This is a genomic window from Saccharophagus degradans 2-40, from assembly GCF_000013665.1.
GTDB classification, from domain to species: domain Bacteria; phylum Pseudomonadota; class Gammaproteobacteria; order Pseudomonadales; family Cellvibrionaceae; genus Saccharophagus; species Saccharophagus degradans.
Window position 1 is genome coordinate 923,799 of record NC_007912.1, and the last position, 26,501, is coordinate 950,299.

Annotated in this window: 21 protein-coding genes and 1 tRNA gene; 9 read left to right on the top strand and 13 right to left on the bottom strand. The window is 47.8% G+C overall.

Going from position 1 to position 26,501, the window contains the following annotated elements; translation table 11 throughout:
• Window positions 1–8: 8 nt before the first annotated feature.
• From SDE_RS03800 to rpsU, 7 genes are all read right to left on the bottom strand, one after another.
• On the bottom strand, window positions 9–401 hold the full coding sequence (locus tag SDE_RS03800; protein ID WP_041324166.1) for a TIR domain-containing protein: 393 nt from the start codon (window positions 399–401) through the stop codon (window positions 9–11).
• 153 nt (window positions 402–554) lie between these two features.
• The gene (locus SDE_RS03805) at window positions 555–1,436 is read right to left on the bottom strand and encodes a TIR domain-containing protein (protein ID WP_226986467.1); all 882 of its coding nucleotides are present in this window, start codon (window positions 1,434–1,436) and stop codon (window positions 555–557) included.
• 461 nt (window positions 1,437–1,897) lie between these two features.
• Window positions 1,898–1,974 (bottom strand) — tRNA-Ile (locus SDE_RS03810).
• A gap of 208 nt (window positions 1,975–2,182) precedes the next feature.
• Entirely contained in the window at window positions 2,183–4,024 is a 1,842-nt protein-coding gene (rpoD, locus tag SDE_RS03815; protein WP_011467199.1) for an RNA polymerase sigma factor RpoD, read from the bottom strand.
• Between the two features lie 114 nt (window positions 4,025–4,138).
• The gene (gene dnaG / locus SDE_RS03820) at window positions 4,139–6,109 is read right to left on the bottom strand and encodes a DNA primase (protein WP_011467200.1); all 1,971 of its coding nucleotides are present in this window, start codon (window positions 6,107–6,109) and stop codon (window positions 4,139–4,141) included.
• Between the two features lie 98 nt (window positions 6,110–6,207).
• The gene (locus SDE_RS03825; protein ID WP_011467201.1) at window positions 6,208–6,657 is read right to left on the bottom strand and encodes a GatB/YqeY domain-containing protein; all 450 of its coding nucleotides are present in this window, start codon (window positions 6,655–6,657) and stop codon (window positions 6,208–6,210) included.
• 156 nt (window positions 6,658–6,813) lie between these two features.
• On the bottom strand, window positions 6,814–7,029 hold the full coding sequence (rpsU, locus tag SDE_RS03830; RefSeq protein WP_011467202.1) for a 30S ribosomal protein S21: 216 nt from the start codon (window positions 7,027–7,029) through the stop codon (window positions 6,814–6,816).
• Between the two features lie 397 nt (window positions 7,030–7,426).
• Here rpsU and tsaD point away from each other — a divergent pair, with 397 nt between their 5' ends.
• The 6 genes from tsaD to SDE_RS03860 all read left to right on the top strand — a co-directional run bounded on the left by tsaD (window position 7,427) and on the right by SDE_RS03860 (window position 15,027).
• Complete coding sequence (gene tsaD, locus SDE_RS03835) at window positions 7,427–8,452, top strand: tRNA (adenosine(37)-N6)-threonylcarbamoyltransferase complex transferase subunit TsaD (RefSeq protein ID WP_011467203.1); 1,026 nt, start codon at window positions 7,427–7,429, stop codon at window positions 8,450–8,452.
• A 345-nt stretch (window positions 8,453–8,797) separates the two neighbouring features.
• On the top strand, window positions 8,798–10,720 hold the full coding sequence (locus SDE_RS03840; protein WP_011467204.1) for a TonB-dependent receptor plug domain-containing protein: 1,923 nt from the start codon (window positions 8,798–8,800) through the stop codon (window positions 10,718–10,720).
• A 98-nt stretch (window positions 10,721–10,818) separates the two neighbouring features.
• Window positions 10,819–13,257 carry a ThuA domain-containing protein gene (locus SDE_RS03845; RefSeq protein WP_049762580.1) on the top strand — a complete coding sequence of 813 codons (2,439 nt, stop codon included), beginning with the start codon at window positions 10,819–10,821 and terminating at the stop codon, window positions 13,255–13,257.
• Between the two features lie 198 nt (window positions 13,258–13,455).
• Entirely contained in the window at window positions 13,456–13,809 is a 354-nt protein-coding gene (gene folB, locus SDE_RS03850; RefSeq protein ID WP_011467206.1) for a dihydroneopterin aldolase, read from the top strand.
• 1 nt (window position 13,810) lies between these two features.
• Window positions 13,811–14,305, top strand: coding sequence for a 2-amino-4-hydroxy-6-hydroxymethyldihydropteridine diphosphokinase (gene folK / locus SDE_RS03855; RefSeq protein ID WP_011467207.1), 495 nt, complete (start codon window positions 13,811–13,813; stop codon window positions 14,303–14,305).
• Between the two features lie 170 nt (window positions 14,306–14,475).
• Window positions 14,476–15,027 (top strand): hypothetical protein, encoded by a 552-nt coding sequence (locus SDE_RS03860; protein WP_041324169.1) that lies wholly within the window; start codon window positions 14,476–14,478, stop codon window positions 15,025–15,027.
• A gap of 95 nt (window positions 15,028–15,122) precedes the next feature.
• Here SDE_RS03860 and SDE_RS03865 read toward each other — a convergent pair whose 3' ends face one another.
• Together SDE_RS03865 and SDE_RS03870 are read right to left on the bottom strand one after the other, a co-directional pair.
• Window positions 15,123–15,863 (bottom strand): pteridine reductase, encoded by a 741-nt coding sequence (locus SDE_RS03865; RefSeq protein WP_011467209.1) that lies wholly within the window; start codon window positions 15,861–15,863, stop codon window positions 15,123–15,125.
• The gene (locus SDE_RS03870) at window positions 15,860–17,095 is read right to left on the bottom strand and encodes a multifunctional CCA addition/repair protein (RefSeq protein ID WP_041324173.1); all 1,236 of its coding nucleotides are present in this window, start codon (window positions 17,093–17,095) and stop codon (window positions 15,860–15,862) included. Before SDE_RS03870 ends, SDE_RS03865 begins: the two co-directional genes overlap by 4 nt.
• 281 nt (window positions 17,096–17,376) lie before the next feature.
• Here SDE_RS03870 and SDE_RS03875 point away from each other — a divergent pair, with 281 nt between their 5' ends.
• On the top strand, window positions 17,377–18,297 hold the full coding sequence (locus SDE_RS03875; protein WP_011467211.1) for a DMT family transporter: 921 nt from the start codon (window positions 17,377–17,379) through the stop codon (window positions 18,295–18,297).
• Here the strand turns inward: SDE_RS03875 and SDE_RS03880 are convergent.
• Window positions 18,251–19,702, bottom strand: coding sequence for a cryptochrome/photolyase family protein (locus tag SDE_RS03880; RefSeq protein WP_011467212.1), 1,452 nt, complete (start codon window positions 19,700–19,702; stop codon window positions 18,251–18,253). The genes SDE_RS03875 and SDE_RS03880 overlap by 47 nt on opposite strands.
• A gap of 169 nt (window positions 19,703–19,871) precedes the next feature.
• On the opposite strand from SDE_RS03880, the gene SDE_RS03885 reads away from it, so the two are divergent.
• Window positions 19,872–20,261, top strand: coding sequence for a hypothetical protein (locus SDE_RS03885; RefSeq protein ID WP_143710844.1), 390 nt, complete (start codon window positions 19,872–19,874; stop codon window positions 20,259–20,261).
• Between the two features lie 48 nt (window positions 20,262–20,309).
• Here SDE_RS03885 and SDE_RS03890 read toward each other — a convergent pair whose 3' ends face one another.
• From SDE_RS03890 to SDE_RS03900, 3 genes are all read right to left on the bottom strand, one after another.
• Window positions 20,310–21,857 (bottom strand): SpoVR family protein, encoded by a 1,548-nt coding sequence (locus SDE_RS03890; protein WP_011467214.1) that lies wholly within the window; start codon window positions 21,855–21,857, stop codon window positions 20,310–20,312.
• A complete protein-coding gene (locus tag SDE_RS03895) occupies window positions 21,854–23,128 on the bottom strand; it encodes a YeaH/YhbH family protein (protein WP_011467215.1) in 1,275 nt (424 codons plus the stop codon). The genes SDE_RS03890 and SDE_RS03895 overlap by 4 nt, the downstream gene beginning before the upstream one ends.
• Window positions 23,129–23,197: 69 nt before the next feature.
• Window positions 23,198–25,120, bottom strand: coding sequence for a PrkA family serine protein kinase (locus SDE_RS03900; RefSeq protein WP_011467216.1), 1,923 nt, complete (start codon window positions 25,118–25,120; stop codon window positions 23,198–23,200).
• A 322-nt stretch (window positions 25,121–25,442) separates the two neighbouring features.
• Between SDE_RS03900 and galE the strand changes: the two genes are divergently transcribed.
• Window positions 25,443–26,462, top strand: a complete 1,020-nt coding sequence (galE, locus tag SDE_RS03905) for a UDP-glucose 4-epimerase GalE (protein WP_011467217.1) — start codon at window positions 25,443–25,445, stop codon at window positions 26,460–26,462.
• Window positions 26,463–26,501 lie beyond the last annotated feature (39 nt).

Consider the following 26,501-nt stretch of genomic DNA (forward strand, 5'->3'; position numbering starts at 1 on the left):
AAAGCCTCTTATCTTGTAGCTAAAGCTTGTAGATTAGCCTCGCTCCATGGGTGTACCTTTATGCCATTTTGGGATAAACAGTTAGGTATTTTTCCTTGGACACCGTTAAGTCTGATTGCATAAACAGGCTTGCGCCTATCCAATGTCATTTGAACCTCATGTGGCACCCAATAGCTTTTCCAAGTATCAGCACCGACAAAAACAATAGTTCTCGATGTTCCTGCTATACTTTTGGATATAGCTTGCTTAATTACGCTCTCATTTTCTGTTTGCCACCTTTTTAATAAATCTTTAACGCGGAAATTGAGAGGTGTATATTGGGGATTTACCGCACGCCCCTTAACGGTAAGAACAACTCCGCGATCCTGTTCCTTGAAACTAAAAAAAACAACGTTTGGCATCTGTTATTATCTCCTTGTTTTGAGAGGGCCATTGGATTCTGTGATTGGTATAACGCCTGTAGCGCTTGCACGAATTGCGCAGTACTTTAGTGTGTGAAATTGAGCGTAGTAATTTAAGTCGGGTGGCTACATTTGTTAGGTGTTTTCTCGTAGCTACAATGCACTATTAAGATCGATGTCCAGCCCAGCTGATTTCATTTCCCTTGCTAGTTTGAAGTGCCAACTATCACCACTGCCAAAAGGCATATAAATGACGCCCAAATAGTCGCTAGGTATTTCTACTTCATCTTTATATAGAACGCACACTTTATCTCTGCCAAGCGATCCACAAAAGTACCCAAGCTCTAAGACAACATTTTGCCTTGCTCGAGGCATAGTGTCTTCGGGGGTTGCTTTAGATGAAGCTATATCATCAGGTGTTAGTAAAACAATTGCAAAACCTACGTTAGAGGCATTGCTTTCGAATTTTTCAATTATTGTCTGCCCTTTGTCGGGTTGCTCATGAAGAATTATGGCTTTTAATCCAAGCTTCTCCACAAACCGTGCAACAGTAACTTTTGCAGCATCATCGTGACCATGAACGATAAACACTGAGCTTAGATCACCACTAGAAGTTTTAGTGGCTTTTTGAGAGAAAGAGGCTGTTGAACTCGGCTCAGGTATTAGCTCGAGCCTTTCTAAAATTGATTCCAAACTTGTAATCTGCTTGCCAATGCCATCTTTGAACATTTTAATTCGTTGCAGTGGACTTGGATTCATTACCAGCGCTGCCCAGCCCGACACGTTTGAATGCTCCTCAGAAATTGTTGGGACATCAAAACACCGTGATAAATATTCTATATTGTAGTCATTCCACTTATCCTGTTCGGCACGAACATCGCTAAGCTGCTCTATAGACTGGAAATTGGTTTCCTGAAGAGCACGACCTTTATCTATTCTTTCCTGAAGGGCTTTGGCTGCATTATCACGTGGCACTAGCAGATTTGGCTTTTTCTGTGAAAAAGGTTGCTCCTTCATTGGTCTTTTTCTTGCCACTTATATTTTCCCCTAATCTTTATCCATTAATGATGACGTATTAAATACGAATACCTAACATTGAATAAATCCCATTGCAGGTATTGCTATATGTGGCCGTATGCCTAAATGTAGGCATCCTTCTTCCCTCTTAATGCCTACATTATTAACGTATTCAATAATGTGAACAAGCGCAAAATGTTGTTAAGTGATTGTTGGTCGAAAGTGTTGAGTTTGCTGTGACGTCTAAAACATCGTATTGGCGGGCGGCGTTGTTTGTTGGGGTTGTGGAGAGCGGTCTTCCCAGAGTTAATTCAAATACCCTAAGGGGTATTTGAACCCTTCGGGCAGCGTCGCTGCGCTCCTTGTTCAAATTGCTTTCGCAATTAGTGAACTGGCCAGGGCGAACGAAGGCTAGGAAGGCCCACCATACACGCAAAAAAAAAGGCCACCCCTTCGGGTGACCTTTCTTTTTACTTGTATGGTGGGCCTTCCCAGACTTGAACTGGGGACCTGCCGATTATGAGTCGGATGCTCTAACCAACTGAGCTAAAGGCCCTTCTTTAAACTTGCCGCTAAGTGAAAGCTGTATAGTTTCAATCGCTTAGGGCGCGCAATATTACAAGGTTTGTTTTGTAATATCTAGCCTTTATGGCCCTTTTTGTGGGTATTGGGCTTTGTTTGCGTGAGGTTGGTTCTATTTTGTACGGGCAATAAAAAGGGCGCCGTTTGGGCGCCCTTGGGTTTTGCTGTTGGTTGTGTGCTTACTAGTCGTCTAGGAAGCCGCGCAAGTGGTCAGAGCGGCTAGGGTGACGCAGTTTGCGCAGGGCTTTGGCTTCAATTTGACGGATACGCTCACGGGTTACGTCAAATTGTTTGCCCACTTCTTCCAAGGTGTGGTCGGTATTCATATCTATACCAAAGCGCATTCTTAGTACTTTTGCTTCGCGGGCGGTTAGGCCTGCAAGTACCGAGCGAGTGGCTTCTGTTAGGCCTTGGATGGTGGCAGAATCGACGGGTGAGTCGATGGTGGTGTCTTCAATGAAGTCGCCTAGGTGGGAATCTTCATCGTCGCCAATTGGGGTTTCCATAGAGATAGGTTCTTTGGCAATTTTAAGTACCTTGCGAACTTTATCTTCTGGCATTTCCATGCGCTCGCCTAGCTCTTCTGGTGTGGGCTCGCGGCCCATTTCTTGAAGCATTTGACGAGAGATACGGTTTAGTTTGTTTATGGTCTCTATCATGTGCACTGGAATACGGATAGTGCGGGCCTGATCCGCAATAGAGCGGGTAATGGCCTGACGAATCCACCAAGTGGCGTAGGTAGAGAACTTGTAACCGCGACGGTATTCGAATTTATCTACGGCCTTCATTAGGCCGATGTTGCCTTCTTGGATAAGATCTAAGAACTGCAAACCGCGGTTGGTGTATTTTTTAGCAATAGAAATTACCAAGCGAAGGTTGGCTTCTACCATTTCCTTCTTAGCGCGACGTGCACGGGCTTCGCCAATGGACATGCGACGGTTAATTTCTTTAATGTGGCCAAGGCTTAAGCCAGACTCTTCTTGAATTTGCTTAAGTTTACGCTGCGCACGAATAATGTCCTCTGCGTAGGGCTTTAGCGAATCGGAGTAGTCGCGGCCTTTGCCAATGGTAGCTGGAATCCAATCTTCATCGGTTTCTTGGCCGGGGAATTCTTTCATGAAGGTTTTGCGTGGCATACCACCTAGGCGGGTACACAAGCGCATAATTTCACGCTCTTCTGCACGTACGCGGGTAAGTATTTGACGAATACCTTGGTAAATAGGGTCGAACTGGCGCGGTGGCAGTTTGAAATATTTGAATATTTCGCCCAACGCTTCCATTTCTTTGCCTGCTGCTTTGCTTTCGAAGCCGTGCTTGGCAATGGCTTTTTCTACTTTAAGCAGGGCGGCTTTTAGCTCGTCGAAGCGCTCGCGTGCGTATTCGGGGTCGATACCGGTGGACTCTTCTTCGTCCTCGGTGTCGGTATCGTCATCGTCGTCATCATCATCGTCGGAATCGGTGTCTTCTGCGGTTTCGGCGGCTACAACGGGGGGGGCTACGTCTTCGGCGGGGTCGAGCCAGCCGCTAATGACGTCTGCTAGGCGGCGCTCTTCTTTTTCGACTAGATCGTATTCGTTTACGTATTGCTGTACTGCCTCTGGCCAAAGGGCGATGGCGTGGTTTAGTTCGCGCAGGCCTTCTTCTATGCGTTTGGCAATTGCTATTTCGCCTTCGCGAGTAAGCAGCTCTACTGTTCCCATTTCGCGCATATACATACGCACAGGGTCTGTGGTGCGACCAGCTTCGGTTTCTACCGCCGCCAGTGCTGCGGCAGCTTCTGCTGCTGCTATTTCGTCCGCGGAAGAATCGCCATCGGTCATTAACAGCTCATCGGCATCGGGTGCAACTTCGTACACGCGAATACCCATGTCGTTAATCATTTGGATGATGTCTTCAACCTGATCGGGATCAGAAATATCGTCGGGTAGATGATCGTTTACTTCATCGTAGGTGAGATAGCCCTGTTCTCGGCCGCGGTTGATCAATTCTTTGATGCGGGACTGCTTTTTCGCCTGTTCGCTCATTCAGTTTCCTGTAGCGGTTTGGGGGGTGGTATTTAGAAAGCCGGCAATTATAACGATTAATGGTGTTAGTCGCTAGAAAATCAAGGGTTGCTGGCGGTTTTTTGTGCGTGTTTGTTATGTTTGTTGGTGTTGAAGACGCACTAGCTCGCGAAAGCGTTCTTTTTCTTCGTTATTTAGGTTGCCTAGGCCCTTGGCTTGTAATTTGGCCAATTCTTTTTGGTTGTTGGCTTTTTGTAGTTTTTGACCAATTCGGGCCAGGCTTTGTTCCAGTTCTTGTTCTGGGTTGTAGTTTTCTACACTGCGCACGCTGCCCATAAGCTGGTTTGCTACTAGGTCGGCGAGGGCTTGTTGTTGTTCTATGCCGTAGCGACCGCCCCAGTAACCCAATATGCTGTTAAAGCTGCAGTTTGGGCGCTGCTGTATGTATTCAATTAGGTCAAAAAGCCTTGTTAGCTCTTCGTCTTCGGTTTCGGCGCGCGCTGGAATGTTGTTAAGTGTAGCTACCAGCTTGGGGTATTCCAGTAGCAGTATGGTGCAAAGCCTTACAGGGTTAAGCGTTATGGATGAGCGCTTAACGGGCGCGGATTTTGGGGCGCTGGTTTGCGCTGTGCGGGCGACGTAATCTGGCTCTAGCGGTGGAATATGCGCGTAGCTTTCGTCTATATGGGGCGGCGTGCTGGCGCTTATGCTAGTGCCAATGTTGGCGCCCAAGTGCGCTGGCAGTTCGGGTTCGGGCTGCGGCTGCTGGCTTGGGTCGGGCTTTGCAGGCTCGGCAACTAGGCTTACTTTTTCTTTGGTTAGTTCTAGTAGCAAGTCTAGGCTTAGGCCGGTGCGCTTGGCCAGGTTGGCAAACATTAATTCGCGATAAATGCCGTTGGGCAGGGTGTTTAGTAGTGGCGCGGCCAGTTTGCCGAAGCGGGCGCGGCCTTCCATGCTGTTTACATCTATGCCTTCGGCTACGGCATCGAATAAAAATTCTTCTAGGGGTACGCCGTTTTCTATTTGTGCGGTAAAGCGCTCGGCGCCTATTTGGCGTACTAGGGTGTCTGGGTCTTGGCCTTCGGGTAAAAACAAAAAGCGTATTTGGCGGCCGTCTTCCATGGCGGGTAGCGCGTTCACCAATGCGCGTTTGGCGGCGGTGCGGCCGGCGTTGTCGCCATCAAAGCAAAATACCACTTCGTTTACATAGCGAAAGGCTAGTTTTAGGTGGTCTTCACCGCAGGCGGTGCCCAGTGTGGCTACGGCGTTGCGCATGCCGTATTGGGCGAGGGCTATTACATCCATATAGCCTTCTACCACTAGCAGCCGTTCTAATTTGCGGTTGCTTTGGCGCGCTTCGTATAAGCCGTATAGTTCGCGCCCCTTCGAAAACACCGGGGTTTCTGGCGAGTTGAGGTATTTGGGTTTGTCGTCGCCCAATACGCGCCCGCCAAAGCCTATTACGCGGCCGCGGGTATCTTTAATGGGGAACATTATGCGGTGGCGGAAGCGGTCGTACAGTTTGCCTTCGCCTTCTTTGCGAATAACTAAGCCGCTTTCTACTAGTAGGTGGCGATCTTCTTCGTTGGTGCCCAGTTTTACTAGTAGGTTATCCCAGCCGGGTGGGGCGTAGCCCATGCCAAAATCGCGTGCAATAGCGCCAGATAAGCCGCGGCCTTTAAGGTAGCTTACGGCGCGTTCGCGGCTGGAGTGTTCTTTAAGTTGTTTTTGGTAGTAGGTGCTGGCTAAACCCAGTATGTCGTATAGGCCGCGTTGTTTTTTTGCGTGCTTTACGTCTTTTTCGGTGGTTTCTTTGGGTACTTGCATGCCCGCAACGCGGGCGAGGCTTTCTACTGCATCTACAAACCCTTGGCGCTCGTATTCCATTAAAAAGCCAACAGCATTGCCATTGGCGCCACAGCCAAAGCAGTAGTAGAACTGTTTATCGGGGCTTACGGTAAACGAGGGGGTTTTTTCTTCGTGAAAAGGGCAGCATGCCGAGTAGTTTTTGCCCGCTTTTTTTAGCTTTACGCGATGATCTATCACTTCGACTATGTCGAGGCGATTAAGAAGGTCGTCGATAAAGGATTGCGGGATGCGGCTCATGGTTGGATTCTACAGTGTGCGGTAGAGGTGCTCTAGCGGTGAGCGCTACAAATCGCTATACCATGAGTGTACGAAGGCGTGTGGTGCAGGCTTACAGGTTAAGCGAAAGCGGCTTTAACTAGCTTGCTTACTTCGCCCATATCGGCACGGCCTTGTACCTGTGGTTTTACTACGCCCATCACTTTACCCATGTCGCCCATGCCTGCTGCGCCGGTAGAGGCAATGGCATCGTTAACTATTTGGGCTATTTCTTCGGCGGTTAATGCCTGGGGCAAAAAGTCAGAAATAACAGCAATTTCGGCGTGTTCGGTAGCGGCAAGTTCTTCGCGGCCGGCTTCTTCATACTGTTTAGCAGAGTCGCGGCGTTGTTTAACCATTTTATCCAATACGGCAAGCACACGTGCATCGTCGAGCTCTATGCGCTCGTCAACTTCAATGCGTTTAAATTCTGCCATTACCATACGTAAAACGCCCAAGCGGTCCTTTGCTTTTGCGCGCATTGCGTCTTTAACAGCGTTACTTATTGTGCTTTTTAGTTCACTTGCCATAACTGGATTCGCTTTGGTTCTGTCGCTGTAGCTTATTGGAGAGTCGTTTGACTCTCCAGCATACAGGTTTCGAGACTAAGTGGCGGGGTACGCGGAATTACCTAGTGCTTGAATGGTGGTGCTTTAAAACTGCAAAACGTTGTGTTGGCGTAAAACCTAGTACAAACGTTGGAACTTGCGGTTTTCGCGCTGAACCTTTTTAGCGTGACGCTTAACAGCAGCAGCTGCTTTACGCTTACGAACAGAAGTTGGCTTCTCGTAGAATTCACGACGACGTACTTCAGCAAGTACACCAGCTTTTTCGCATGAACGCTTAAAACGACGTAATGCTACGTCAAATGGCTCGTTTTCTTTCAGTTTAACTGAAGGCATTATTTCTACCTGTTGTTTGTATGGGTGTTACTTTGTTTGCTGCCGTAGATAAATGCGCCAAAGCGCGGTCAGCGGCCTGAAACAAAGCGTTGTAATTCAGGGGTGCGAAATTCTATACATATAGATCATAGCCTGCAAGCACTTTGTTTGCTTATTAACCATTAACATGCCATTGATTAGGCTATTGCTAGGGCGTTTGGCGTTGGTGCTCAGGTTTGCGCGGGCGGCAGTATAGAGAGGCTTGCCCGCGAAGGCAATCGCTTAGGTGCATGCTGTGGTGTGGGTGGGGTAATTAATGCGCATTATTTGCGTTACTTGGCGCATTTGTTGGGCTATGGTACTTTGCGCGCGCTAATCTTTTAGCCGTTAACAAATCCACTGAATGTAGTTAATTATTATGCGAGTTTTGGGAATAGAAACCTCCTGCGATGAGACCGGTGTAGCTATTTACGATAGTGAAGCGGGCTTGCTTGGCCACACCCTGTACAGTCAGGTGGCGGTGCACGCCGAGTATGGTGGCGTGGTGCCAGAGTTGGCCAGCCGCGACCATGTGCGCAAGTTGTTGCCGTTGGTGGATGGTTTGCTAGATAACACCGACTCGCGCAATAAAATAGATGCCATTGCTTATACGTCTGGCCCGGGGTTAATTGGCGCGCTTTTGGTTGGCGCGTGTTTTGGCCGCGGTTTGGCAATGGCGTGGGGTTGCCCCGCAATTGGCGTGCACCATATGGAAGGCCATTTGCTGGCCCCAATGTTGGAAGATGCTCCGCCGGCCTTCCCGTTTGTGGCGCTGTTGGTGTCGGGTGGCCACACCCAGCTGGTAGAGGTGCAGGGCATTGGTAAATATGTGCTGTTGGGCGAGTCGCTAGATGATGCTGCCGGTGAAGCCTTCGATAAAGCCGCCAAAATGATGGATTTGGATTACCCCGGTGGGCCAAATATTGCCAAGCTTGCTACCAAGGGCGATGTTTCGCGGTTTAAGTTTCCGCGCCCTATGACCGATCGCCCAGGGTTAGATTTTAGTTTTAGTGGTTTGAAAACTTTTACCCTTAATACCGTTGCCAAGTATGCAGATGAAACCGGCTTGCCGGACGATCAAACCTGCGCCGATATTGCCTGCGCGTTTCAAGAAGCCGTGGTGGACACGTTAGTTATTAAATGCCGCCGCGCGCTGCAGCAAACTAAATTAAATACTTTGGTTATAGCCGGTGGTGTATCGGCTAATGTTCGCCTGCGCGAGCGTTTAGAAGCCGCTTTGGCAAAAATTAATTCACAGGTTTACTATGCTCGCCCAGAGTTTTGCACCGATAACGGCGCAATGATTGCCTACGCCGGTTGCCAGCGTTTGCTTGCGGGGCAGGTAGAGCCGTTAGCTATTAACGTTTCGCCGCGTTGGGCGCTAGATACCTTGCCTGCTATTTAGCCAATATTAACTGCTGTTAATAATAAGCAAATCAATTTTGTTTTCTTCTATACCTATAAAGCGGTGTTTTGCTTTAAATCTTGTTGTGTTGCGCAAGGCTAGGTTAACTTTCTAGCTTTGCTGTGCATGTGTGTTGCTATTAATTGCCTGCTTGTTCCTCACTGTTAAAATTTTCTACTCCTTCCCTTCTGCAGTTTGCATCGCTGAATATATTTTTGTGTGTTAGTTTTCCGTTTGCAAGCTAGACTGTAACGCAATAAAAATAAATCAAAAGTGAATAACCCAATTTTTACCCATTGTTTGCAACACTGGTGCGGTTATTACTTGTTTACTCGGAGAAGTTCATTGAGCCTACGTTTATATATTGCCGCTGTGGTTGCATTGGCCGCATGCGAAGCAAATGCGCAAACAAAAGCATCAGCGCAAACAAAAGCAACCGAAGAAATAGAAACCGTACTGGTAACGGGGGCGCGCATAGAAGGTGCAAGTGCGGCTAGCGCCGAGGTAATAGATGCGCAAACACTCACTTTGCAAAACAGTGCTACAGCGTTGGAATTGCTGCGCAATCGCGTGGGTATAGATGTAGTGCAACCCGGTGGCCCGGGGGGCATAACCGAATTATTTATTCGCGGTGCCGAATCGAATTTTACTGTGGTGACGGTGGATGGCGTGCGCATGAATGACACAACCAATTCACGCGGTGGTGGTTTTGATTTATCTACCCTTAACCCCGATGAAATTGAACGCGTTGAAATTTTGCGCGGGCCGCTCTCGTCTATTTATGGCTCCGATGCTTTGGCCGGTGCTATTAACATTAAAACCAAAAGCCCGCGCAATGCCGCGCCGTTTAGCGCTCGTGTAGAAGGCGGCAACCATGGTTATGCTCGCGTGTATGGCGGTGTTGCATTTGGCGGCGGCAATAATACTGCCGCAAGTGGCCCGGCGGTGAATCTAAGCGTGGCGCATTTAGATGCTGGTGAGCCTGTACCTGGGTCCAGTGCGACTACCGAATCTTACGCTGCGGCGGTAGATTGGGTGGATAACAGCGAGCGCGCCGTGGATACGACTATTCGCAAGGTGAGCCGCGAGCGCACCGGTTATCCAAGTGCCAGTGGTGGTTACGAATTTGCCGCAAGTGACGAGTTAGAGCGTGCGCAAGCCGATGATTTAAGTGTGGGGTTTAGTTGGCGCGAGCAAGTAAGTAACAACGCAAAATTAAACTTAAATTTTACCCACTATAAGCGCGACGAATATGTAAATACACCTGCAGTAGATGGCGGTGTGCTGGGTTCGCCTATACCCGCGGCGGTAAGTGATTCTGCACTTGCGCGCACAAAAGTTGTGGGGTACTCCAGCTTTACATTGTCGCCAACACTGCAAATGGTTGCCGGTGTAAGTGCAGAGAAAGAAAAGGGCGAAAACAACACCGTATACGATTACGGCTTTCCGCTGCCAGCCGAATTTGATTTACAGCGCGATACGCAATCTGTTTTTGCCGAATTGAATTACAGTAAACCGCAGGCAATAGATGTATTTATAAGTACGCGTTTTGATTCTGCCGAGCAACTAGATAAGCAAACCGATGAACTCTCTTCGAAGTTAGCCTTTAGCTACCCGCTGTTTGCTAATGGTCGCGTGGGTGTTAGCTGGGGGCAGGCCTTTAAATTACCTAGTTTCTACGCAGTAGGTGATAGCCTAGTCGGCAACCCCGAATTAAAACCCGAAACAAGCACTACCAGCGAAGCGTTTATCGAGCATTTTTATAGCAACGGTAAGTTGCGGGTAAGTGGCGCGGTGTTTAAATCGGAGTACAAAAACTTAATCGATTTTGATTTTGCTACTTTTAAGATGGTTAACCTCGATGAAGTGGACATTTCTGGGGTTGAGGTGGAAACGCTTGCGCGTTTATCGCCAAATTTTGAGGTGGGTGGCCACATAACCTACACTTCATTTGATGTGCAAAGTGGCGAGCCATTAGATGGGCGACCCAATTGGCGCGGTGGCGTATTTGGTGAGTGGCGCAGTAGCAATTGGTCGGCGAGGCTGCACTGGGCATACACCGGTGAGCGGCCAAGTACATCTACGGCTACAGGCCAAGTAGAGCTGGCTGGCTTTAACCGTATGGATTTTGCCGTGGCGAGAGTTTTATCTAAGCGGGTAACACTCTCTATGAATATCGACAACGTATTCGATTCCGCTTATCAGGATGAGGTGGGGTTTCCATCCCCTGGTTTAGGTGGGCGTTTAGGTGTTTCTTACTCGCACTAAAACGCGTTTGCCGTTTAAAAGCGAGTGCTTTTACGCGCGGCGTTGTCGATTTTTGGGTTTTTCTCATAGCTAGAATAATTAACAAACGGGCTAATAATATGAAAACGTATTTATTGCGTGGGTGCTTTATTGTAATGGCGGTGCTCGTTACCGCCTGTGGGCAAGATAAATTCAACAACGCCGCTGCAACCGAAAAAAACGCTAAACGGGATGTAACTATTTTAGTGTTTAGCAAAACCACAGGTTACCGCCACGAATCTATAGAAACGGGTATAGAAGCATTAAACACCATTGCCCGTAAAAAAGGCTACCGCGTAATTGCCACAGAAGATGCCAGTTATTTTGTGGATGAGAAATTAAAAAATATTGATGCATTAGTGTTTTTAAACACAACAGGCGATGTGTTAGATAACCTGCAACAAGTAGCAATGGAGCGTTATATTCAAGCGGGCGGTGGCTTTGTGGGTGTGCACGCCGCGGCAGATACTGAGTGGAATGGTGACTGGTTTTGGTATCGCAACCTTGTTGGCGGCGTATTTAAAAGCCACCCAGATACCCCAAGCAATGTGCAGCAGGCTAACGTAAGTGTTGTGGATGCTAATTTTGCAGCAGGTGAAGCGCTACCCAAAACCTTTGCCCTTGCAGATGAGTGGTATAACTTTCGCGACCTTTATGAATTTACCAACCACATACTAACTGTAGATGAGTCGAGCTACCAAGGTGGCGAGCACGGCGACTACCACCCCATTGCGTGGTACCACAATTACGATGGTGGCCGCGCGTTTTATACCGGCTTAGGGCATGCAAAAACTACTTACAAAGATGCAAACTTTTTAGCCCACTTGGAAGGCGGCTTAGCTTACGCAATTGGCGACGGTACACCTAAAAATTACAGCAATGTGCGCCCCTACGATACCCAGCTTGAGCGCACCGTTTTGTTAGACCATTTAAACGAGCCAATCTCTTTTGATTTTTTGCCTAATGGCGATGTACTGCTGGCAGAGCGCCCCGGTAACTTAAAAATTATTGATGGCAAAACCCATAAGGCAACTGATTTAGGCTTCGCTAAAGATATTGCGTTTTTATCCCACGAAGAAATGGGGTTGGTGGGCGTAGCCGTAGACCCTAATTTTGCAACAACCGGTTGGGTGTATACCTATTACACGGCCTTTACTAAAAGTAACGACGTTATCGCACGAATAGCGCGCTTTGATGTTAAAAACCAAACCATTAATTTTGATAAACAAACCACGGTAATTGAATGGCCGGTAGAAAAAAACTGTTGCCATATGGGGGGCGATTTAGCATTTACGCCAACCGGTGAACTGTTTATTGCAACTGGTGATAACACCAGCCCGCGCGATCAAGATGGTTTTAACCCGGTGGATTTTCGTGAGGGCTTGCGCATGAATGATGCTTTGCGCACCTCGGGTAACACCAACGATTTGCGCGGTAAAATATTGCGTATTAAACCCTTGCCTGAAGGCGGTTATGCCATTCCTAAGGGCAATTTATTTAGTCATGCGAACGAAGGCCGGCCAGAAATTTACGCAATGGGTACACGCAATGCGTTTACGCTTACCTACGATGCAAAAACCGGCGATGTATTTTACGGTGATGTAGGGCCAGATGCCTCGGACGATAACCCAATGCGCGGGCCGCGCGGGTACGACGAAATTAACCGCTTAACTGGCCCTGCGCATATGGGCTGGCCTTGGGTAATTGGCGATAACTACCCCTACGTGAAATACGATTTTGTGGCCAAGCGCAGCACGGGTGAAGTTTTTGACCCGCAACATTTAATTAACTATTCGCCCAATAACACCGGTGCTAAAAAAGTGCCCGCCGCACAGGCACCGTTAATTTGGTACCCCTACGGTAATTCGGAGCAGTTCCCCGAAGTGGGTAGTGGCGGCCGCACCGCGCTGGTGGCCGATGTATATCGCGCAGATCAGTTCCCTGCGGCCACGCGTTTGCCAGATTATTACGATGGCAAATTATTTATTGTGGAATTTATGCGTAACTGGGTGAAGGTAGTTACCTTTGATGAAAATAACGGCGTGCGAAAAATAGAGCCGTTCGCGCCGCAAATTAACTATGTATTGCCCATTGATGCACGCTTTGGCCCAGATGGCGCGCTCTATGTGTTGGAATACGGCTCGGCGTGGTTTAAAGAAAACACCGATGCGCAGCTAAGCCGTATTACGTTTAACCCCAATAACCAAGCCGCCGCGGTTACAGCGGTGCAAACCGAGGCAGCGGCGGGGCATCAGTTTGCCGATGTACCCCATGCGGGCGAAGCGCTGGCTAAAAATAACGGTTGTATGGCTTGCCATAAGCTCGATTCAGCCTCTGTTGGCCCTGCGTTTAAGCAGGTAGCCGCTAAATACAAAGATGACCCCAATGCGGTGGCGTACTTGGTAGATAAAATCGCCAAGGGCGGCGGTGGCGTATGGGGGCCTGCCTCTATGCCGCCCTTTGCTTACCTAGACGAAGCCTCCCGTCAAACCCTCGCCGAGTATGTGCTAAGCCGCTAGCGCTTAGCTGGCCCTGTAGGTGGTGTAGCGCTACCGCAGGGCCTGTTTTGTCTTTTTTGCCTTTTATATTGTTCACTTCCTATACATTTTTACGTGCCTAGCTGCTTTGCTGGTATCGCTTGGCGAATCAAAAGGTGCGTGGGGCTTATCACTTGGTTAAGATAGCGGGCTATTAAGTCACTGCTAGTTGGACCAGTAATGGATATTGTTTATATAAATGATTTAAAAATCGAAACCATCATAGGTATTTATGATTGGGAGCGAGAGGTAAAGCAAACCGTAAGCCTCGATATTGAAATGGCTCACGACATTTCTCGCGCAGCCGAAACAGATGACATTCAATATGCACTCAATTACAAAGCTGTGGCCAAACGCTTAATTAGCTTTGTGGGTAACTCTGAATTTTTATTGGTGGAATCGCTGGCCGAACAAATTGCGGGCATTATCCAATCGGAATTTAATGTGCCTTGGTTGCGTTTAAGTTTAAGTAAACCCGGCGCATTGCGCGGCGCTAAAAATGTGGGTATCCGTATTGAGCGGGGGGCCAAATAGGGTGGCAAACGTTTATCTAAGTATTGGCAGTAACATAGATAGAAAAATGCACATTGGTCGCGGAATAGAAGCGTTGCGCAACGCTTTTGGCAATATTGAATGTTCTAAGGTGTACGAGAGCGAAGCGGTTGGCTTTAGTGGCGAAGATTTTTATAACCTTGTGGTGGCCATAAACACTTCTTTATGCGTTGGCGATTTAAGCAAAACGCTGCGCGATATTGAAAACGCTAACGGTCGCGATAGGCAATCCCCTAAATTTAGCGCGCGTACCTTAGATATAGATATTCTTACCTACGATAACCTCACCGGCGATATAGATGGCGTGCAGCTGCCTCGCGCAGAAATACTGCACAACGCCTTTGTATTGCGCCCCCTTGCCGAATTAGCCCCGCACGTTTTGCACCCTGTTTTAGGTGCAAGCTACAAGCAATTGTGGGCTGCGTATAACCAACAAAAACAAAAGCTGTGGCTTGCTGATTATCAAGTAACCCCATAGCGCTCGCCTTTTTATATTGCGGTAGCGCTTTTGGTGCTAATGCATGCAATATTTATCAGCAATTCGTCTAGCCCAGAGGGATCTGGGTGCCTAGGTTTGGGTCTATAATTTGGATGTATATGTGCTTTATTCAAGCGCTCTTCATCAAGCACCCAGCATTGGAGGCAAGCATGATTCGCCACTACTTTATTAGTGATGACCTAGACGACCTAAACGCAGTAGAGCAAGAACTACTGGAGGCCGGTATAGACCCCGCACAGCTGCGCGTGCTTAGCGACCACAACCAGAGCAATGCACACAAGGTAGATGAAGTGGATTCGCTAAGCCGACGAGACATTATTCATTCTGGCTTGGTGGGTGGTGTAATTGGCTTGGGGGTAGCAGCCATTATTATAGGCGTGGGGTATTACTCTGGCGCAAGCTCGCTGGAAACCTGGCTGCCGTTTATATTTCTTTCTATTGTTGTTGCGTGCTTTTGTACTTGGGAAGGTGGCTTGTTTGGGATTCAAGTTTCAAACATACAGTTTCGCCGGTTCGAATCTCTTGTGCAGCAGGGTTACCATGTGCTGCTGATTGACATGAAAAAAGTACAGGATGAAAACATCCGTCAAATTGTAGAAAAACACCCCAAACTACAAGACGCCGGCACCGGCCAAGGCCGCCCCGACTGGGTGGTTTCGTCTCATAAAAATATGAGTGCGTTTATAAAGGCGATGCCTTAGGGGATAGCTTACAGTTTACAGGGGGCAGCTTACAGCAGATTGGAGTGGGATTTGGCTCTTGCTGTAGCCTGTTAACTGATTGCTGTTAGCTCTCTCTAAACTAAACTGCCTCCTCCGTCCACTTTCAAAATTTCCCCCGTTGTATAGCCTGCTTTTTCTATCAAAAACAATACTGCGTCGGCTATTGCTTGGGGGCCGCCTATTTTTTTGGCGGGGATGGTGGCTAGGCGGGTGGGGTTTTCTATTTCGTTGCCGTTTTTATCTTCGGGCCACATTATGGCGCCGGGGGCTATGCCGTTTACTCTTACTTCTGGTGCAAGCTCACAGGCGAGCGATTGGGTAAGCATTATGTTGGCGGCTTTGGCCATGCAGTAAATTGTGTGCTGGGCCAGTGGCCTATACGCGTGAATATCGGCAATGTTAATAATAGAGCCTTGGGTCGCTTTTAATTGTGGTGCTAATGCTTGAGCTAAAAAAAAGGGCGCCTTGGCGTTGCTGGCAAATAAATCGTCCCAGTGTTGTTCGGTTGCTGTGCTTACTGGCGTTGGGTAAAAGCTAGAGGCGTTGTTGATAAGCGCATCGCAGCGTTGCCATTTAGAAAGTGCGGCTTCGGCAAGTTTGTTTACGCTTGGTGTATGGTTTAATTGCGCCTGTAAGCAAATTACAGAATCGGCGCGCAGGCTATTTAAATGCGCTGCTAGTTGCTCGGCTTCGCTGGCTGAGCGGTTGTAATGCAACACTATATTAAACCCAGCGTTGTGCAGTGTGGTTGCTATAGTGGCGCCAATACGACGGGCGCCGCCAGTTATTAACGCAACGGGTGGTTGTGTGCTCATTGTGCGTGGGCCTTTTTGTATGCGGTTAATGCTTTGGTTCTTAATGCGCGCAACTGCTCGCCAATTTCTGGGCCGCGTAAATCTGGCTGCTGGGCCAGCACATCTTTGGCGGTAACGTTACTTATGCAAGTAAATGCACCAGCAAGGTATTCGCGCTGCGGGTAGGCAACATTTTCTAAGTCGGTGCGGCCGCGGCTATCGCACATGCAGGCAATTAAAAATTCTTCAAAGCGTTCGGGCTTACGCAGTGCATCTAACCGCTCTAGGGTTTTTAGCAGCGTATCGGGGCGCAGTTCAAACGCGCGGTGGCTGTGGGTGTGAAACTCCGCAGTAAGCAGTGCTAAATCTCTGCAGGGGTTGGGTACCGCTAAACGTTTGCACAGTGCTTTTATTGGGGCCAAGCCCGTGGTTTCGTGGCCGTGGTGGCTGGGCCATTTTTCTTTGGGCGTTACGCCTTTGCCTAGGTCGTGCACTAATGCTGCAAAGCGTGCGGGGAGCGATTGTGTCACCCGCACAGCAGCGCGCAAGCTAAGTAAAGCGTGTACGCCGGTATCTATTTCTGGGTGGTGCTGCGGAGGTTGCGGTACGCCAAATAGTCGGTCTAACTCGGGGAGTACCCGCGCTAATGCGCCGCAGTGGCGAAGTACCTGAAAAAATATTTCTGGGTTGTCTTCTTCTAGCGCACGGCTCATTTCTTTCCATACGCGCTCTGGCACCAAGTGGTCGACTTCGCCATCGGCAACCATGCTTTTCATTAACATAAGTGTAGTGGGGGCAATGCTAAAGCCCAGCTTATGGTAGCGGGCAGCAAAGCGAGCAATACGTAAAATGCGTACTGGGTCTTCGGTAAACGCGTCGGATACGTGGCGCAGTATCCTATTATTTAAATCGGCTTGGCCGTTGTAGGGGTCGTAAAGGTTGCCTTGCTCATCTTGCGCTATGGCGTTAATGGTAAGGTCGCGCCGAATAAGGTCTTCTTCGAGGGTTACATCCTGTGCTGCGTAACACTCGAAACCGGTATAGCCAGCACCCGATTTTCTTTCGGTGCGGGCAAGGGCGTATTCTTCTTTGGTTTTAGGGTGTAAAAAAACAGGAAAGTCTTTACCCACTGGCACAAAATTTTGTGCAATAAGTTGCTCTGGGGTTGCACCTACCACCACCCAGTCGCGCTCTTTTACTTCAAGTTGTAATAGTGTGTCGCGTACCGCGCCACCGACTAAAAATATCTGCATTTTGTATGTTGACGTATTAAGAATATTAACGCACACTCTAAAGCAACTTTTCATCGATTTCTATTGGAACAACAAAATGAAATTTAAGGCTATGGTCAAGGCTTGGCATATTGCGCGCAAACTTTTGTGTGCGGTACGCGCGTGCGCTTGCTGTTGGCCTAGTTCATAGTCGAAAAGTATTAATCGAATTTGAGAGGCCGCAGCGTAAAACCTGCGGCCTTTTTCGTTTATGGCATGTAGGTTTTATTTTTTAAGAGGGTAGTAGAGATGAGGGTAGGATAATGCGCGTTGCATTGGCATACGCGTGCGTGGTTTTAATTTGGGCGACTACGCCGCTAGGGATAAATTGGAGCAACAGTACATTAAGCTTTGCGGCAGCGGTGGCGCTGCGTATGTGTTTAGCGTTAGCTATTTGTTGGCTGGCGCTTGTGGTTATGCGCGAGCGCTTAGTGCAGCAGCGCTCCGATTGGAAAGCCTTTTTTGCCGGTGCTATAGGTTTATACCCCAATATGCTTTTGGTTTATTGGTCTGCGCAATTTATTCCCTCGGGGTTAATGGCCGTAATATTAGGTTTGTACCCGTTTACTGCAGGTTTATTTACGTATTTTATTTTAAAAGAGTGGGTGTTTACGCCGCCGCGCATTGTTGCGTTGGCATTGGCGGTTACGGGCTTGGGCGTTATTCACTATGAGCACCTAGCGTTAGGCAGTGATGCCATTTACGGCATTATGGGCATGCTGGGCTCTACATTTTTATTTGGTTTAAGCTCGGTGTGGTTGAAGGCCAGTGGTGCGGCGGTAGAGCCATTGCGGCAATCCACGGGTACGTTGTTGTTATCTACCCCATTTTTTATTTTAAGTTGGGTGGTAACAGGGGTGAATATTCCTGCGGCAATAGATGTTAAATCTATTGTGGGGGTGAGTTATTTGGCGGTGGCAGGGTCGGCAATTGGCGGCACACTTTTTTTCTATGTGCTAAAAAAATGCTCTATGAGTTCTGTTTCGCTAATTACCTTAATGACCCCTATGATGGCGCTAACCATTGGTATGTTATTTAATAATGAGACAGTTACCCAATTAGAATTTATTGGCTGCATTATTATTTTATTCTCGTTGGCTATTTACCAAGGTGCATTGCGTGTTGTAGTAAAACAAATTAATCGCCTTTTAGCTGTTGGTAAGCAGCCAGTGCAGCTTCCCTAGCATATTTGTGGTCGACTATTGGCAGCGGGTAGGTACTGTTATTGCCAAGTGAAATACCCGCTGTTTGCAAAATATCTTGGGGGGCAAGCCAGGGGGCGTGAATAAACTTTGCCGGTAATGCGGCTAATTCGGGCACCCAGGTTTTAATGTATTCGCCTTGCTTATCAAATTTTTCGCCCTGTAATACGGGGTTAAATATTCGGAAGTAGGGCGCGGCATCGGCCCCGCAACCTGCTACCCATTGCCAGCCTGCTGTGTTGTTGGCGAGGTCGGCATCTACCAGGGTATCCCAAAACCATTTTGCGCCTTCATGCCAGTGAATACGCAAATGCTTTGTTAAAAATGAGGCGACTATCATACGTACGCGGTTGTGCATCCAACCTGTTTGCCACAGTTGGCGCATGCCGGCATCGACTATTGGGTAGCCGGTTGTGCCGGTTTGCCACGCGTGCAATTGTTTGGCTACATTTTTATTGCTGGCTTTTTGCCACGGAAACTTTTCAAATTGTTGTTTGAAGGCCTGCTGAGGTATGTGGGGCCAGTGGTGGAGCAATGCGTAGCTGAAATCGCGCCACATTAGCTGCCTTAAAAATGGTGCGCACTGTTCGCCATCCATTTGGGTTGCAACTTGCTGCCAAATTTGACGCGGGCTAATTTCGCCAAAGCGTAAGTGTGCAGAAAGCAGCGAGGTGCCGTCTACAGCGGGAAAATCACGATCGCGTGTGTAACTCGCAATTTTATCTTCTATCGCTTCGCGTAAATTTTTGTGCGCGCCTTCTTCGCCCGGTTGCCATTGGCTATTAAATTGATCTGCCCAGTTTAAGTTGGGTAGTAGCTTAAGCTTATTTAGTGCAACGCTTTTGGGTAATTTTTTTGCTGCCCACACTTTCGCTAAATTGCTGGGTATTGGTTTGGCGCGCGGTATGGTGTGTGTAGCCAATGCGGCTTTGTAATAAGGGGTAAATACTTGAAACGGTTTGCCCTGCTTATTTAAATGGGTGTCTGGGTTAAGCAGTAAGTGGCCGGCAAAGCGTTTGCATTCTATGTTGTGTTGTTTGCACCACTTATGGATATTAGCCTGCAGTTGCACTTCGTAGGGCTCGAAGCCCTGACTTAGGTATACGGCATCTATTTTGTTTTGGCTAATTAGCTCTGGTACCAGTGTTGCCGGGTCGCCCTCAAATAGTGATAACACGCCCCCCTTATTTTTTATACTGTTTGTAAATGCCGCAAGACTGTGGTGAAGCCACCAAGCTGCTGCACCCTGTATGGGCCAAGGGTTGGCTGTATCTTTTATGTAAGCAGGAAGCACCTCGCCGTTAGCGTCGGCACTGTCCACTGCTGCGTGTAGTGCGGGGTTGTCGCTGAGCCTGAGGTTGTTGCTAAGCCAGAGTAGTATTCGCAAAATAAGAGCCGCTTTAGGTTAAATTGATCTAAGGATATTAAAGTATCTACGGTGCCATTATACGAGCAGGCTAAAATTTTGGATTACTCGTGAATATGGCGGCGTAGTCTACATCTGAATGGTCTGTATTGGCCTAGACTTAACAGATGTAAATTGTGCGGTGAATTTTATGACTGGATTGTCGGGTATTTCGGGTGCGGTAGTACAGCGCAAAGGTGGGAATCGATTTATGGTGCACTGGCGCTGTCGCTTATTTATGGCAGACAAAAAAATCCACAATGCCGTAATAACCTCGGTGTTTGATAAAGGGTTTGGGTTGTTATTTTTGCAGGCTGTGCCTATGAATACGATTATGAATGTAGAGTTTGGCCTAAGCTTTAACGAGCGACCTCACAAAATACGGTTTAAGGGGGTGGTAGATTATTGCCTTATTCGCTCGGATAACACCGGCGCAGATATAGACTTGTTAACCACTAAAATTGCTAACGAAGACCAGCACACCATTAATAATATCTTACAGGCATTAGCTGAATCTAAAGAGTTTAATTTGAGGCTTTAGTGGGCGGTGCTTGCACACCGCCATTTGTTGAAAGCAAAAAAATGTGTGTTATACGATAATAGAGTTGCCGCTTGGTTGCGCTGGCTCCACTATGGGGGGCGGTTCTGGGCAGTGGAACTCCTGTTTAGTTGCGCCGCCTTCTACCGATAGCAAATGCACATCAAACCCCCACAACTGGTGAATATGTTTAAGCACTTCTTTTGCGCTAGGCTCGTTTAGTGGTTTGCGGTTGTGACGGGTGTGATGCAAAGTGAGCGATCTATCGCCGCGCACATCTACGTTAACTACTTGTATGTTCGGTTCGCGATTGCCTAAGTTATATTGTGCTGCCAGTGCATCGCGCACAATGCGATAGCCTCTGTCGTCGTGAATGGCATTCACTTCAATTTCTTTTTGGGTGTCGTCATCTAGAATACAAAATAGCTTTAAGTCGCGCATAAGTTTTGGCGATAAAAATTGCTGAATAAAACTCTCGTCTTTAAAGTTGCGCATGGCAAAATCGAGGGTTTTGTTCCAATCGCTACCGGCAATATCTGGGAACCATTCTTTATCTTCGGCGGTGGGGTTTTCACATATACGGCGTATATCGGTCATCATGTGAAAGCCGAGGGTGTAAGGGTTTATGCCGCTGTAATACTGGCTGTTGTAGGGTGGTTGATAAATTACCCCCGCGTGAGATTGCATAAATTCCATCATAAAACCGTCGGTTACCTTGCCGCGGTCGTATAGCTGGTTTAATAAGAAGTGATGCCAAAAACAGGCCCAGCCCTCGTTCATTACTTGGGTTTGCCGTTGTGGGTAAAAATACTGGGCAATTTTTCGCACAATGCGTACTACTTCGCGCTGCCAGGGCTCTAACAGTGGTGCGTTCTTTTCTATAAAGTACAGTAAGTTCTCTTGTGGCTCGCTTGGGAAGGTTGCCTTTTTAGCTTTAGAGGCCGTTTGCTCTGCACCGGGGATCGTGCGCCAGAGGTCGTTGATTTGTTTTTGCAAATATTCCTCGCGCTCTTTTTGACGCGCTTCTTCTTCGTAATGAGATATAGGGTGTGGGCGTTTGTATCTATCTACGCCGTAATTCATAAGCGCGTGGCAAGAATCTAAAATAGATTCTACGGCGGTGAGGCCATGGCGCTCTTCGCATTTGGCTATATAGTTTTTGGCAAATACCAAGTAATCGATAATCGATTCAGCATCGGTCCATGTTTTAAATAAGTAGTTACCCTTAAAAAACGAGTTGTGGCCGTAGCAGGCGTGGGCGATCACCAGCGCTTGCATGGTGATGGTATTCTCTTCCATAAGGTAAGCAATACAGGGGCTTGAGTTAATAACAATTTCGTAAGCTAAGCCCATTTGACCGCGGCGGTAAGATTGCTCTACCCCTAAAAATTGCTTGCCATAAGACCAGTGGCTATAGCCGATGGGCATGCCTACAGACGAGTAGGCATCCATCATTTGTTCTGAGCTTATTATCTCAATTTGGTTAGGGTAGGTATCTAAGCCGTATTCTCTGGCTATTTCGCCAATGGCGGCATCGTACTTTTCTATAAGGTCAAAATTCCATTCTGACCCTGTTGAGATTGGCGTATTTTTTTTCATGCGACCTGCTTCTGGAATAAGTCTCTGAAAACGGGGTAGATCTCATCTGCCCCCTCTAGTTGGCGCATTGCAAAACTTTTGGGGAAGTCGCGCAGCACACTTTCGTAGGCAGCCCACAGGGCTTGATGATCCCGCGGGGTGATTTCTATATACGAAAAGTATTGCACCTTGGGCATAATATTTTCGGTAAGCACCTTGTAGCAGGTGGTGGAATCGTCGTTCCAGTTATCGCCGTCGGATGCCTGTGCGCCATAAATATTCCACTGATTGGGTGGGTAGCGCTCGCGAATAATTTCATCCATTAAGTGTAAGGCGCTAGATACAATGGTACCGCCGGTTTCGCGGCTATAGAAAAACTCCTCTTCGTTAACTTCTTTGGCACTGGTGTGGTGACGAATAAATACCACTTCTATTTTTTCGTAGTTGCGCTGTAAAAATAAAAAAAGCAGCAAGAAGAACCGCTTTGCCACGTCTTTTGTGGCTTGGTCCATCGAGCCGGATACATCCATTAAACAGAACATTACTGCGCGCGAATGCGGAATAGGGTGCTTAACATGCAGGTTGTATTTTAAGTCGAAGGTGTCTAACCACGGCACGCGTTTTATTTTTGCGCGCAGCTTGGCGGCCTCGGCTTCTAGCTCTTCAAGTTCTGTGGCAGAGTCGGCTATGGGCTCGGCTTGCAGTTGGGCAATACGCGCTTCTAGCTCTTTAAGTTGTTTGCGCTTTTTGCTTGTAAGCGCAATGCGCCTAGAGTTGGCTGAGCGCAGCGAGCGCACCACGTTTATTTTGCCTGGCGAGCCTTCGTTGCTAAACCCCGCGCGTCGCATTTCGAACTCTTCTATGCCTGCAAGTTGGCGTTTGACTAAATTGGGCAGGGCTAAATCCTCGAACATAAAGTTGAGGAACTCTTCCTGGGTAATTTGGAATACAAATTCATCCATCCCTTCGCCGCTATCGCTGGCGCCTTTGCCAGAGCCGCCACCGCCTTGGCCCGATGGTGGGCGTTGAATTCTATCGCCTGAATGAAATTGATCGTTGCCGGGTAATACGCGTGTGTCGACGCCGCCGGAGTCGTGGTGAAATACGGGTTCGCTGATGTCTTTGGAAGGAATGCCAATTTTTTCGCCGCGATCCATATCTTGAATCGAGCGTTTATCTATCGCGTCGGAAACAGCTTTTTTGATGTGCTGTTTATAGCGTCGTAAAAAACGTTGGCGATTTACTGTGCTCTTCTTTTTGGAGTTGAGTCGTCTATCTATTATGTAGCTCAAGCTTCACCTCGCTGGAATAACGTAAACACATCCCCGCATTGCTGCGGGGCGTGAGCGACGGTTTAATCGCTATTGAGATTTTCTTACACGTAAATACCACTCAGATAACAAGCGCACTTGCTTCTCTGTGTAGCCGCGCTCTACCATGCGCGCTACGAAATCCTGATGTTTCTTTTTATCTTCTTTAGACGATTTAGTGTTGAAAGAAATAACAGGTAGTAAGTCTTCGGTGTTGGAGAACATTTTTTTCTCGATAACCGAACGCAGTTTTTCGTAGCTGCTCCACATGGGGTTTTTGCCCGCGTTGTTGGCGCGTGCTCGCAGTACAAAATTAACAATTTCGTTACGGAAATCTTTCGGGTTACTAATACCTGCAGGCTTTTCTATTTTTTCTAGCTCTTCGTTTAGCGAAGCACGATTAAATAGTTCGCCTGTTTCTGGGTCGCGGTACTCTTGGTCTTGTATCCAGAAATCGGCATAGGTAACGTAACGGTCAAAAATGTTTTGGCCGTATTCCGCATAGGATTCCAAGTAAGCGGTTTGAATTTCTTTACCAATAAATTCTACATAGCGCGGTGCTAAGAATTCTTTAATAAAGCGCAAGTAGCGGTCGCGCACTTCTTCTTGGTATTGCTCCTGTTCAATTTGTTGCTCTATTACATACAGCAAGTGAACGGGGTTGGCTGCAATTTCGGTGGTGTCGAAATTGAATACCTTCGATAGAATTTTAAAAGCAAAGCGTGTGGATAAACCATTCATGCCTTCATCAACACCCGCGGCATCGCGATACTCTTGCAGCGATTTGGCTTTGGGGTCGGTATCTTTTAAATTTTGACCGTCGTAGATGCGCATTTTGGAATAAATGCTGGAGTTCTCTGGCTCTTTAATGCGCGATAGCACCGCAAATTGCGCCAGCATTGAGAGTGTGTCGGGTGCACAAGGCGCACGGTTGAGCGAGCTGTTTTGCAGTAGTTTTTCGTAAATGTGTATTTCTTCAGAAACGCGCAAACAGTAGGGTACTTTAACAATGTATACCCTATCGATAAATGCCTCGTTGTTTTTGTTGTTTTTAAAGGTTTGCCATTCGGCTTCGTTAGAGTGAGCCAAAATTACGCCGTCGAAAGGAATAGCGCCTAACCCTTCGGTACTGTTGAAGTTGCCCTCTTGGGTGGCGGTTAACAGTGGGTGCAGTACTTTAATGGGGGCCTTGAACATCTCCACAAATTCCATAATGCCTTGGTTGGAGCGGCACAGGCCACCAGAAAAGCTGTAGGCATCGGGGTCGTTTTGTGGGTAATCTTCGAGTTTACGTATGTCTACCTTGCCCACCAAAGATGAAATGTCTTGGTTGTTTTCGTCGCCGGGCTCGGTTTTGGAAACGGCAATTTGATCGAGCACCGATGGGTGCTTTTTAACAACGCGGAATTTGCTGATATCGCCGCCGAACTCGTGCAGGCGCTTGGCCGCCCAAGGCGACATAATGGTTTTTACGTAGCGGTTGGGTATGCCGTAATCTTCTTTAAGAATGGTACCGTCTTCTTCTGGGTCGAACAGCCCTAGGGGCGATTCAAACACAGGTGAACCTTTTAGATAATAGATAGGGCGCTTTTCGATAAGCGATTTTAATTTTTCTGCCAGCGACGATTTACCGCCACCAACGGGGCCAAGCAAGTACAAGATTTGTTTGTTTTCTTCGAGGCCTTGGGCGGCGTGTTTGAAGTAGCTCACAATTTGTTCTATGGCTTCTTCCATGCCGTAGAAGTCTTCGAAGGACTTGTAGCGCTTGATTACTTTGTTAGAAAAAATGCGACTAAGCCTTGGGTCGCTGGCGGTATCCACCAGCTCTGGCTCGCCGATGGCTTCGAGTATGCGTTCGGCGGCGGATGCATAAACAGAAGGGTCAGTTTTGCAGAGATCCAAATACTCTTGGATGCTCATTTCTTCTTCTTGCGTGGTTTCGTATCGTTCTTGGAAATGACTAAAGATTGTCATTGTCAGCCTCCTAATCGAACTTGTTACGCTGCTATGAGTGTGCGGTTATTTATATATACGTGCCTTTTTTAATTTTCGGCTAATACATAAAGAAGTAGTTACTTTAAGCATAGTCGTTAGATTCTTGTCTTGGGTTTTAATTCAGCGTCGAATGTAAAAATTTGTGTCGTAATTTTGTCGCAATCGCGGCGCCATGAATGATCATTCAAAAAATGCGCCACTCGCTGGGTAAATTTAGGTAAATGTGTAACTGCCGTTACTTTGTAATCTATTTATGTGATAATTCGCGCCTTAATGAACAGCCAAATTAAGGGCAGGGTTTATGACAGTTTTAGTGACGGGTGGCGCGGGCTATATTGGCAGCCACACATGCATAGAATTAATTGAAGCGGGCTTCGATGTAGTGGTTGTGGATAACCTGCGCAACTCTAAATCTGAGTCTTTGAAGCGTGTAGAAAAAATAGTGGGTAAAACCATACCGTTTCACAAAGTAGATATTTGCGATAAAGCGGCGCTAAGCGACGTATTCGCTAGCTATAAGGTGTCGTCTGTTATTCACTTTGCGGGTTTGAAGGCTGTGGGTGAATCCTGCGAGATGCCACTAGAGTATTACCGCAATAACGTGGGCGGCACGGTAACCTTGTGCGAAGTGATGGATGAGCACAGCGTACACAATTTGTTGTTTAGCTCGTCGGCCACCGTATATGGCGACCCCGCAAGCGTGCCTATTTTAGAGAGCTTTCCCACAGGTGCTACCAACCCATACGGCCGCAGTAAGTTGATCGTAGAAGAAATATTGCGCGACGTATGCAAAATACCCAACAGCAATTGGCGCATAAGTTTGCTGCGCTACTTTAACCCAATTGGTGCACACATAAGTGGCACAATTGGCGAAGACCCGCAGGGTATACCTAACAACCTATTGCCTTATGTGGCGCAGGTAGCCGTGGGTAAATTGCCTAAGTTAGGCGTATTTGGCAGCGATTACGATACGGTAGATGGCACCGGCGTGCGCGATTACATTCACGTAGTAGACCTAGCCAAGGGCCATGTTAAAGCCCTGCAAAAGCTAGAGAAAAGCGAGCCTGCAGCCTACACCTATAACCTTGGTACTGGTCAGGGTTACAGCGTATTACAAGTGGTTGAAGCGTTTGAAAAAGCGAGCGGTAAGAAAGTACCTTACGAATTAAAACCCCGTCGGCCTGGCGATATAGCTGAGTGTTACGCCGACCCTGCGTTGGCGGCATCGGAACTGGGCTGGAAAGCAGAGTTTGGTATTGAGCGCATGGTGGAAGACACCTGGCGCTGGCAGTCTTCGAACCCACAGGGCTACGAAGGCTAGTTTGGAGCGAGTTACTAATCGCTAGTTGCTAGTGTTTAA

Bases quoted from the DNA above. Each gene is read 5' to 3' on its own strand.
- SDE_RS03845 (WP_049762580.1), top strand. From the start codon at position 10,819: ATGAAAACGTATTTATTGCGTGGGTGCTTTATTGTAATGGCGGTGCTC.
- SDE_RS03825 (WP_011467201.1), bottom strand. From the start codon at position 6,657: ATGGCAAGTGAACTAAAAAGCACAATAAGTAACGCTGTTAAAGACGCA.
- SDE_RS03885 (WP_143710844.1), top strand. From the start codon at position 19,872: ATGACTGGATTGTCGGGTATTTCGGGTGCGGTAGTACAGCGCAAAGGT.
- SDE_RS03890 (WP_011467214.1), bottom strand. From the start codon at position 21,857: ATGAAAAAAAATACGCCAATCTCAACAGGGTCAGAATGGAATTTTGAC.
- folB (WP_011467206.1), top strand. From the start codon at position 13,456: ATGGATATTGTTTATATAAATGATTTAAAAATCGAAACCATCATAGGT.
- dnaG (WP_011467200.1), bottom strand. From the start codon at position 6,109: ATGAGCCGCATCCCGCAATCCTTTATCGACGACCTTCTTAATCGCCTC.
- galE (WP_011467217.1), top strand. From the start codon at position 25,443: ATGACAGTTTTAGTGACGGGTGGCGCGGGCTATATTGGCAGCCACACA.
- SDE_RS03870 (WP_041324173.1), bottom strand. From the start codon at position 17,095: ATGCAGATATTTTTAGTCGGTGGCGCGGTACGCGACACACTATTACAA.
- rpsU (WP_011467202.1), bottom strand. From the start codon at position 7,029: ATGCCTTCAGTTAAACTGAAAGAAAACGAGCCATTTGACGTAGCATTA.
- SDE_RS03900 (WP_011467216.1), bottom strand. From the start codon at position 25,120: ATGACAATCTTTAGTCATTTCCAAGAACGATACGAAACCACGCAAGAA.
- SDE_RS03800 (WP_041324166.1), bottom strand. From the start codon at position 401: ATGCCAAACGTTGTTTTTTTTAGTTTCAAGGAACAGGATCGCGGAGTT.
- SDE_RS03875 (WP_011467211.1), top strand. From the start codon at position 17,377: ATGCGCGTTGCATTGGCATACGCGTGCGTGGTTTTAATTTGGGCGACT.
- tsaD (WP_011467203.1), top strand. From the start codon at position 7,427: ATGCGAGTTTTGGGAATAGAAACCTCCTGCGATGAGACCGGTGTAGCT.
- rpoD (WP_011467199.1), bottom strand. From the start codon at position 4,024: ATGAGCGAACAGGCGAAAAAGCAGTCCCGCATCAAAGAATTGATCAAC.
- SDE_RS03865 (WP_011467209.1), bottom strand. From the start codon at position 15,863: ATGAGCACACAACCACCCGTTGCGTTAATAACTGGCGGCGCCCGTCGT.
- SDE_RS03860 (WP_041324169.1), top strand. From the start codon at position 14,476: ATGATTCGCCACTACTTTATTAGTGATGACCTAGACGACCTAAACGCA.